This window comes from Secundilactobacillus oryzae JCM 18671 (genome assembly GCF_000740055.1).
In the GTDB taxonomy this organism is placed as follows: Bacteria; Bacillota; Bacilli; order Lactobacillales; family Lactobacillaceae; genus Secundilactobacillus; species Secundilactobacillus oryzae.
The window spans coordinates 1-9,577 of sequence record NZ_BBJM01000047.1 but is presented as its reverse complement, the minus strand read 5'-3'; the positions used below and the strand labels follow the sequence as shown (position 1 = coordinate 9,577).

The 9,577-nt window shown below is 41.1% G+C and carries 6 protein-coding genes, 2 pseudogenes and 1 CRISPR repeat array; of the genes and pseudogenes, 7 read left to right on the top strand and 1 reads right to left on the bottom strand.

The genetic code is table 11. From position 1 onward, the window contains the following. The 7 genes and pseudogenes from LOSG293_RS09100 to LOSG293_RS09070 form a co-directional block, all read left to right on the top strand. Window positions 1-110: pseudogene (locus LOSG293_RS09100) on the top strand (IS30 family transposase); the annotation flags it as partial. Window positions 111-466: 356 nt separating this feature from the next. After that, a complete protein-coding gene (cas1, locus tag LOSG293_RS09095) occupies window positions 467-1,363 on the top strand; it encodes a type II CRISPR-associated endonuclease Cas1 (RefSeq protein WP_034529593.1) in 897 nt (298 codons plus the stop codon). Further along, complete coding sequence (gene cas2, locus LOSG293_RS09090; protein ID WP_034529591.1) at window positions 1,341-1,646, top strand: CRISPR-associated endonuclease Cas2; 306 nt, start codon at window positions 1,341-1,343, stop codon at window positions 1,644-1,646. The genes cas1 and cas2 overlap by 23 nt, the downstream gene beginning before the upstream one ends. Further along, window positions 1,643-2,314: a type II-A CRISPR-associated protein Csn2 gene (gene csn2, locus LOSG293_RS09085; protein ID WP_051907282.1), complete on the top strand. Its 672-nt coding sequence runs from the start codon at window positions 1,643-1,645 to the stop codon at window positions 2,312-2,314. Before cas2 ends, csn2 begins: the two co-directional genes overlap by 4 nt. 40 nt (window positions 2,315-2,354) lie before the next feature. Further along, window positions 2,355-5,492: direct repeats of the CRISPR family, unit length 36 nt; unit sequence GTTTTAGAAGAGTGTCAGATCAATGAGGTTTAGTCC. A gap of 399 nt (window positions 5,493-5,891) precedes the next feature. Then, complete coding sequence (locus tag LOSG293_RS09080; protein ID WP_034529588.1) at window positions 5,892-7,268, top strand: cytosine permease; 1,377 nt, start codon at window positions 5,892-5,894, stop codon at window positions 7,266-7,268. A 1-nt stretch (window position 7,269) separates the two neighbouring features. Next, on the top strand, window positions 7,270-8,505 hold the full coding sequence (gene codA, locus LOSG293_RS09075; RefSeq protein ID WP_034529585.1) for a cytosine deaminase: 1,236 nt from the start codon (window positions 7,270-7,272) through the stop codon (window positions 8,503-8,505). A 277-nt stretch (window positions 8,506-8,782) separates the two neighbouring features. After that, entirely contained in the window at window positions 8,783-9,439 is a 657-nt protein-coding gene (locus LOSG293_RS09070) for an AAA family ATPase (protein ID WP_051907281.1), read from the top strand. 9 nt (window positions 9,440-9,448) lie between these two features. Here the strand turns inward: LOSG293_RS09070 and LOSG293_RS09065 are convergent. Continuing rightward, window positions 9,449-9,577, bottom strand: a pseudogene (locus tag LOSG293_RS09065) (IS30 family transposase); the annotation flags it as partial.

Below are 9,577 nucleotides of genomic sequence, written 5' to 3'. Positions count from 1 at the left end.
AAGTAACGACTGATGAGATCCTAGCAGCACTTGAACTAATTAATCAACGACCATTAAAAATACATCATCAACAGACTGCCATTGAAAGATTCCGGGCTTGTTCGGATTAAACTTGTAATTTGCCAGATATTAAAACGCCGTTTGGATTTCTTCAGGATCCGGGTGGTATTCAATTATCAGCAAATGCCCAATTTATTTACCAATCACCAACTGGTCTTTTCGAAAGACGCGTTCTAATAAATCAGATTAAATAAGTAACAAAAAAGAGCTGTTGACGATTAACGCGTCAATAGCTCTTTGTGATTCTATGTATTGGCTCGATAGCGAGCTCAAAAGATTAAACTCCGCCGAGGCATTGTTTGATTTTAACTCAGAGTATCAGATCAATGAGGTCAAGTTGTTAAGAGTGTCATCTCAACAAATAAATAATATCATGAAGCTTCATTTATGACAAGGAGGGGTTTCAATGGCATGGCGAACTATTATTGTGTCGCAACACGCAAAAATTTCCTATTCAGGTCAGAATATCGTGGTTCAAACGCGAGACGGCATGAATCAGATTCCAGTAGCGGATATTCAACTGTTATTAATTAGCACAACTCAGGCTGTAATTACTTCAGCCGCAATTAGTCAGTTGGCAAGGCAACAAACTAAAATTATTTTTACTGATGATCGAGCTGAACCAATCTGCGAAACAATCGATTACTATCCAAGTAATCGCACCGAAAATCGCCTTCGACAGCAAATGACCTGGTCGGAGGATCGAAAACAAACGTTGTGGACCAAAATTACGGGACAGAAAATTCAGGCTCAAATTCAGATAGCGGAGCTATTTGAAAACGACAGTTCTGAACTGGTTGCAGAGTTAGAGAAATTAGAAATAGGCGATGTAACTAACCGAGAAGCAGTAGTCGCTAGAAAGTATTTTTCGATGATGTTTGATGAAAGTCGCAGGGATTTTAGTGCAACCAATGCTGCTTTAAACTACGGCTATGCCATTTTACTATCAGCTGTTAATCGCGAGATTGTTGCAAACGGCTACTTAACGCAGCTTGGTATTCATCATCACAGTCAGGAAAATGAATTTAATCTTGGGTCCGACTTAATGGAGCCATTTCGGCCAATAATTGATGGTTGGGTGAAGCACCATCAATTTAAAGAATTCAATGTCGAAGTGAAATATGGCTTGGTACAGTTGTTAGACTTTGAATTTAAATATAACCAGAAAAATACCATTTTGCGAAATGCCATTTCACGACACGTTTCAAATTGCTTGAAATATTTAAGCGAAGAAATAGCAGAGACAGAAATCGAGGTAGAAATCAATGAGGTATCGGATAATGCGTTTAATGGTGATGTTTGATTTACCCGTCGATACGAGTGCAGACCGGCGAAACTATCGTAAGTTTCGGAAAGCACTGCTGAATGAGGGCTTTGTGATGATTCAATATTCCATTTATGTGCGAGTGTGTGTGGATTCTCAAAGTGCACACTTTATGGAAAAAAGAATTGCGGATTTTGCGCCTAAAATTGGTTTAATCCAATCGATGATTATTACGGAGGCTCAGTATAGTCAAATGCATTTTATCCTAGGTGAGTCAGTTCAGGATGTTCGAAATTCCTCCGAAAGGACGATTATCATATGAAACTTACTTATTTTCCCTATAAACCAATCGAAATGACAGTAGATCAACCAACAATCTTACAGACGAATAATGTGGCAGTGATGACGGATTGGGTATCGGGCCTGCGAGATCTTAACGATAAAATTAAGTTGTCAGATGATTCATATAACTCTGTTGATATTTCTAAAGGAATTCATTGGATTGGAGATCCTTTTCTACAAGTGGATTTAAATAAAGTATTTGAGGCACCACTTCAAAAGCGATTAGTTGAAGTACTGGACGATGATGCCAGAAGCAAGTTGTTTGAGTTAGATAAGGCGCTGAAATCGGCCGTATTTGATGCTAGCTTCAGTCTAAATTTACCGTTAGCAGTGGGAAATGATTTTGATCCGTTAAAAATGATTAAGTATAGCGGAATTGCTTTTGCAGAGGAGATTAAGAGTGATCCCTATGATATAATTGAAAGTGTAATTAAGGTCGCTTTTCAACTTAAAATAACTAAAATTATAACCTTAGTGAATGTGCATAATTATCTCAGTGTCAACCAATTCCATGAATTGGTGAGTGTAATTAAAGCACTTGATCTGACAACTCTATTCATTGATTTCTCAGAAAGTAACCATTCTGAATTATTTGATGAATGTCGTTATAGCTTTGTTGATGAAGATTTTATTGACTGGCGTAATTAGCTCATTTAGCTCTTTATGAGAGCTGAATGAGCATCGGACGGTTTTAGAAGAGTGTCAGATCAATGAGGTTTAGTCCTCGTTAACGTAGTGGATACTACGGCATATAGTTTTAGAAGAGTGTCAGATCAATGAGGTTTAGTCCGACTGGACGTAGGTGGGGTACTGTTCCCAGGTTTTAGAAGAGTGTCAGATCAATGAGGTTTAGTCCACAATGGCTTTCTGTAACTCTGGAACTTTCGTTTTAGAAGAGTGTCAGATCAATGAGGTTTAGTCCTATCTATTTGCTTTTCCCCGTAACTATTGCGTTTTAGAAGAGTGTCAGATCAATGAGGTTTAGTCCCCGCCTAAAACTCCTAACACGGTGACACCTGTTTTAGAAGAGTGTCAGATCAATGAGGTTTAGTCCCACTGTCAACTTGGCATAGTCTGCTGATGGGTTTTAGAAGAGTGTCAGATCAATGAGGTTTAGTCCTGGTGAAAGCCGTTCAGATATGGATAGCATGTTTTAGAAGAGTGTCAGATCAATGAGGTTTAGTCCGCTGTGCCTCCAATAGTTCTGGGTCCTCGTGTTTTAGAAGAGTGTCAGATCAATGAGGTTTAGTCCTCGGACTTTAACCGATCTAGTCTGCGGACTGTTTTAGAAGAGTGTCAGATCAATGAGGTTTAGTCCCAAGAAGCGGGAGAACCGGTAAGAACACCGGTTTTAGAAGAGTGTCAGATCAATGAGGTTTAGTCCTTGATTTTACTAATCTCACTGTGAACGGAGGTTTTAGAAGAGTGTCAGATCAATGAGGTTTAGTCCAGATATAAAGATCTATTAGACCGTGGTGTTGTTTTAGAAGAGTGTCAGATCAATGAGGTTTAGTCCATATACTAAGAGACTGTAGTCGGGCTCTATGTTTTAGAAGAGTGTCAGATCAATGAGGTTTAGTCCAATCAGTTATAGCCAAGAGTGTGGACTACTGTTTTAGAAGAGTGTCAGATCAATGAGGTTTAGTCCCAAACTCATAAAGATTCCTTGCACAGAACGGTTTTAGAAGAGTGTCAGATCAATGAGGTTTAGTCCTGACGAAATGATTCATTAGCCAACGCTGTAGTTTTAGAAGAGTGTCAGATCAATGAGGTTTAGTCCGTTTTGTGCTGTCCATGTTCCTCCAGCCATGTTTTAGAAGAGTGTCAGATCAATGAGGTTTAGTCCAAGCCAAGAGTGAACGGGGAGCATTTGTTTGTTTTAGAAGAGTGTCAGATCAATGAGGTTTAGTCCTTAACGTTGCTGGTGTAATTCTTTACCTCGGTTTTAGAAGAGTGTCAGATCAATGAGGTTTAGTCCTAACGGAGGGCTATAGACATGGCTGAACAAGTTTTAGAAGAGTGTCAGATCAATGAGGTTTAGTCCAAAACTTGGTCTTTGATTGAGGAATCTTAAGTTTTAGAAGAGTGTCAGATCAATGAGGTTTAGTCCTTGTGTTTTACGGCCGGACCATTGTGATGAGTTTTAGAAGAGTGTCAGATCAATGAGGTTTAGTCCCTAACGTGTTTTCGTTGGTTGTCTCGGTGGGTTTTAGAAGAGTGTCAGATCAATGAGGTTTAGTCCGGTTAGCTAAGAGTAACGACAGCAACCCTAGTTTTAGAAGAGTGTCAGATCGATGAGGTTTAGTCCATGACGAGCCTTTATGTATTATCTCTGGTGGTTTTAGAAGAGTGTCAGATCAATGAGGTTTAGTCCCACTTTTATTAATTAGTTTATTGTTAGTTTGTTTTAGAAGAGTGTCAGATCAATGAGGTTTAGTCCAAGGGGGATTTTGTATCCAGTAACCAGGTTGTTTTAGAAGAGTGTCAGATCAATGAGGTTTAGTCCAAGTTAATGGAACACAAGTCAATCCATACAGTTTTAGAAGAGTGTCAGATCAATGAGGTTTAGTCCCCACGTTGACCAGCTGGTTATCCACGTTGGGTTTTAGAAGAGTGTCAGATCAATGAGGTTTAGTCCAAAGTTTTAAGCGGTGAAATTGTTGCTGGTGTTTTAGAAGAGTGTCAGATCAATGAGGTTTAGTCCCTGTCACCACGTTCACGAATTAACAGCGGCGTTTTAGAAGAGTGTCAGATCAATGAGGTTTAGTCCATGTAAAGACCCATGTTACACCTCCTCAAAGTTTTAGAAGAGTGTCAGATCAATGAGGTTTAGTCCATGTGCCAATTTTTACGACAGATACACCTAGTTTTAGAAGAGTGTCAGATCAATGAGGTTTAGTCCAATATTATGATTCATTTTCGGTTAGATACAGTTTTAGAAGAGTGTCAGATCAATGAGGTTTAGTCCAAAACAGAGCCCTGTCTAACTTGCAACTCTGTTTTAGAAGAGTGTCAGATCAATGAGGTTTAGTCCTGAATGGGCATAAAGGAAAAAGCGCTGCGCGTTTTAGAAGAGTGTCAGATCAATGAGGTTTAGTCCTAAACATTAAACTGGAAACACTGCCGCAATGTTTTAGAAGAGTGTCAGATCAATGAGGTTTAGTCCAAAACTACAAAGAAGTCACTGACAAGTCTGGTTTTAGAAGAGTGTCAGATCAATGAGGTTTAGTCCCATCGTGATCGTCAGCAACCACTGCGTCCGGTTTTAGAAGAGTGTCAGATCAATGAGGTTTAGTCCGTATTGCGGATATTGTAGTGGTGTGACTGAGTTTTAGAAGAGTGTCAGATCAATGAGGTTTAGTCCAAGATAGTTGCCGCCTGTTGACCAGTGGCAGTTTTAGAAGAGTGTCAGATCAATGAGGTTTAGTCCATAAACACTGATAAATAGGGGATTAGATGAGTTTTAGAAGAGTGTCAGACCAATGAGGTTTAGTCCAGGTGGTCAGCGTCTGCGGGCAAGGGCTTCGTTTTAGAAGAGTGTCAGATTAATGAGGTTTAGTCCGTTACGTGCTTCTGGAGCGAACGTACCCTTGTTTTAGAAGAGTGTCAGATCAATGAGGTTTAGTCCTCAATAATCCATCCACGAGCGCCCGACAACGTTTTAGAAGAGTGTCAGATCAATGAGGTTTAGTCCCAGCCATGTCTATAGCCCTCCGTTATTGTTGTTTTAGAAGAGTGTCAGATCAATGAGGTTTAGTCCCAACAGCCATATTTGTTGCCTCCTAATTTTGTTTTAGAAGAGTATCAGATCAACGAAGTTCATTCCCACCCCGGTGTTGATTTTCTTAATCCTGATTAGTTCAGAGGAGGAATAGACCAATAGCATCAGAATGACGTTCAGCTTTGTGATATAATCAAGCATGCGTTCACAATGGAAAAGTAAGGTTATTTGATATAGATATGGTAATATATTTTCTCTAGTAGTTTTAGAAGAGTGTCAGATCAATGAGGTTAAGACTGCTGAACGTCATTATGAAAATGGTGTGTTTTTCTAAATCATCGAACGCAAATCAGCTTAACTTGGTGCAAAATACTGAGTTGGCTGATTTTTTTTTTGCTAAAATCTTTCCCCTCAAATTTTATTTCTCCCATAAACCGTTTTACTCCTTTTCTCATTCTTCCATTTGCGGTATGTTATATCAGATAAACAAAAATAGACGATGGGATGTGGAAGATTTTGAAGGCAAAAAGTTATCCTCTGGAAAGTATTGCACCGGAACATCGGCACATGAATTATTGGGACATGTTCGCGACCTGGGTGGGCGCAAACGCCAATAATGGTACATGGTTCATCGGGGGCGTCATCGCAGCGTGTGGGTTGTGGGGCGGCGTCAAAGCGTTAATCATTGGCTCCGCGATTGCGTACGTCTTTTTATCACTAGTGGGGTACATTGGTTATAAAACGGGTGTTACGACGACCGGATTGTCACGTGCGGCATTTGGTATTCGGGGGAGTGTTGGTCCCTCAATCGTCAACTTGGTCCAGTTCATTGGCTGGACAGCAGTGAATACGTTCATCGCTGCAACCTCTGTTTCTTATCTTTGTGATTCGGTTTTTGGTTGGCCGGTGTATGGCGAACCAGGCGGAATCTGGGGCATGCTCTTTGGTATCGGTGTCATGAGCGTCCTGCATTTGATTAGTGTAATGGCTGGCCAACGTTCAATTCAACTAATTGAACGGGTCGGCATGATTTTAGTATTTGCCTTCGTTGTCTGGGAAACAATCGTCGTTTTCCGGCAAACTTCATTCCACGAAATAAGTAATTGGGTCGTTCCGCTGAAACAGCGTATGTCCTTTGGCTCCGCATTAGATGCCCTTGCTGCATTTAACCTTGCGTGGGTCACTGCTGGCGCTGACTTCACCCGGTTCACCAACAAGAAATCGGTGGCCACCAGTGCACCGTTTTTTGGTGCCCTGATTGGGGTGTTGTGGTTCGCCTTCGTCGGACTGTTCGCCACAATCAGTATTGCAATTACTTCGGGCGTATATGACGCTAACAATTCGGATCCTAGCACGATTGCGGCTAAATTAGGCTTGGGAGCGTTAGCCATGTTCGTCATCATTTTGACGAGTATGACGGCTAATGCAGTCAACCTGCAGGCGGCCGGTTCGGCGCTCAACAATATGTGGCCGAAAATTAGTTTGAAGGTATCCCTGTGGATTGTGACGATCATCGCCACTTTCGTCACGATGGTACCAATGGTGGTGGGAAGCTTCCTGGAAACCTTCACTGCATTCCTAGACGTGCTGGGCATGATTTTAGGACCATGGATGGCTATCATGTGTGTCGATTTCTTCATTTTGCACCACGGTAAGTACGCTATGAAAGATCTGACTAACCGTGAAGGCCCATTTTGGTATAAACTAGGAGTTAACTGGTGGGCGTATGTTTGCTGGGCACTTGGTGTCGGCTTGTACGTGATCATTCGGAGAATCGACTGGTTTGACCACACCGTGGGCGCCGCCTACCCTGTGATGTTAATTATCGGCGCAGTTTACTTTGTTGTGATGAAACTCAGTCGTCAGGGTCAGGAGGACTAAAATGTTAATCAAAAATGTACACATTGAATCTCAAGAAGCGGTCAAGGACGTTCGGATAGAGGACGGCAAGTTTGTCGAAATCGCCGAAACGATTGAACGCCGAGATAACGAGGAAGTTATCGAAGGGAATGGCAAACTATTGCTGCCACCATTTGTTGACTCCCACGTTCATTTGGATGCAACCCGAACAGCGGGACAACCGGAATGGAACGAAACCGGGACGTTGTTTGACGGAATTCGAATCTGGGAACAACGGGTCAAAACGATCACCAAGGAAGACGTGAAAACCCGCGCTAAGGAGACGATTCGCGAACAAGTCGCCAATGGCCTACAAGTGGTTCGGAGCCACGTTGATGTGACCGGACCAAACTTACTGGCATTGGAAGCTTTGCTGGAACTAAAAGAGGAACTGAAGGATATCGTGGAACTTCAACTTGTGGCGTTTCCGCAATCTGGCATTCTTTCAACGCCAAATGGTAAGGCCAACATGGAACAGGCTGTCAAGATGGGCGTTGACGTCATCGGCGGGATCCCACACTTTGAATTCAACCGAGATTATGGTGTGGAATCACTGAAGTTTCTGGTGGATTTAGCAGAACGCTATGACCGGTTAGTTGATGTGCACTGTGATGAAATCGATGATCCAAATTCGCGTCATTTGGAAGTCTTAGCGACGTTAGCTTACGAAACTGGAATGGGTGATAAGGTCACGGCCAGTCACACAACAGCAATGAGCTCATACAACGACGCCTATACGTATAAATTGTTCCGCTTACTGGGAATGGCTGGTTTGAACTTTGTGGCTAACCCAGAAGTTAATTTGCACCTAGGTGGTCGATTCGATACTTATCCTAAGCGTCGCAGCATGACTCGGATTAAGGAACTGTCAAAAGCCGGTATTAACGTGTCGTTCGGTGAAGACGACATTAAGGATCCTTGGTACCCAATGGGGAACGGCAACATGCTGGACCAAGTGCAAGTGGGGATTTTGGCTGGTGGCCTGATGGGTTACAGTCAAGTTCAGGAGGCGTACAAGTTCGTCACAAATAATGCCGCCCGAACACTGCATATCCAGGATCATTACGGTATCGAGGTCGGCAAGCCCGCAAACTGTATTTTGCTGAATCAGACGAACTTCTACGACGTGTTGAATGAGCATGCGGAAGTGCTGTACTCGATTCGTGGTGGTAAGGTGCTAGTGGAGACGAAACCAAAGGAAGTAAGCTTGAAGTTTTGATAGAGTAATAATTTTTTAAAATACAATCACAAAGCGCGATACGAATTAAGGACGATTTGTATCGCGCTTTGTGATGGGAGTGTTGAAAAAAGTGAGATTCATTTATTATCAGAAATATATACATATTTATTACTAGAGAAAATCTAAGTTAAAAATTAGAATTAAAGAGCTATAATTAGACTATAAATATTGTAGCTAATTGTCAGCGTTGTGGCTATGGTGTCTACAGAAAGTGTAAAGAAATTTACTTATTAAATGATGAAGAGGGGGAGTAGTGTTGGAGAATTACGTAAAAACAATGAAGCTTCACAATTTTAAAAAATTCGAGGATAGCCAGTTTCAGTTTAGAAATGGTCTAAATGTGTTAATTGGTGATAATGATGCCGGGAAGACGACTATTTTAAAAGCGTTAGATATTGTCCTACGTCAAAGTGGAGTTGACGATAGGATGAATAAAAATGAATATGGCGTTTTCATGAATGCGGATGCGATTACACGATTTATTGAAAGTGAGCAAGATATTAAAGATTTGCCCGATATTTCCATAGAAATTTTTTTGAATCTAGATGATAACGAATTGGCCAATAATTATTTTGATGGACAAAATAATTCTACCGAAAAGGAAGATAAGGGAATTATCTTTAGATATGAGTTTGATGAACAATTTGAGGAAGATTACTTACAATTTAAAAACCAATTGAACGCACAAGAAAAATCTTTTAATTTTATTCCCTTCGATTTTTATCATGCATCTTGGAAAACATTTCTTGGCCGCAGTTACTCGTTTAGACGGAATCCATTGAGTTCAATATATATTGATACAGATAAAAGTGGAGGGGACGCATTTTCTAACTACTCTAGAAAATTGTATTATTCGTTGGATACTGCAAGTCAGAACAATCTTTCGATCAATCTTAAGGATGTTATTTGGTAGATTGCAAATTTAATCCGAATTTTTGGACAAATTTGTCAGCATAACCTGATACGGTGTTTGCCAGTCGAGTATTTTAAGCGGTCGCTGGTTAATTTGGAGTAACGTCGTCGTTAAATCTTGAGCACTAATGTGCTCAAA

Coding starts and splice junctions, on each gene's coding strand:
- cas1 (WP_034529593.1), top strand. CDS start 467: ATGGCATGGCGAACTATTATTGTGTCGCAACACGCAAAAATTTCCTAT.
- cas2 (WP_034529591.1), top strand. CDS start 1,341: ATGCGTTTAATGGTGATGTTTGATTTACCCGTCGATACGAGTGCAGAC.
- csn2 (WP_051907282.1), top strand. CDS start 1,643: ATGAAACTTACTTATTTTCCCTATAAACCAATCGAAATGACAGTAGAT.
- LOSG293_RS09080 (WP_034529588.1), top strand. CDS start 5,892: ATGTGGAAGATTTTGAAGGCAAAAAGTTATCCTCTGGAAAGTATTGCA.
- codA (WP_034529585.1), top strand. CDS start 7,270: ATGTTAATCAAAAATGTACACATTGAATCTCAAGAAGCGGTCAAGGAC.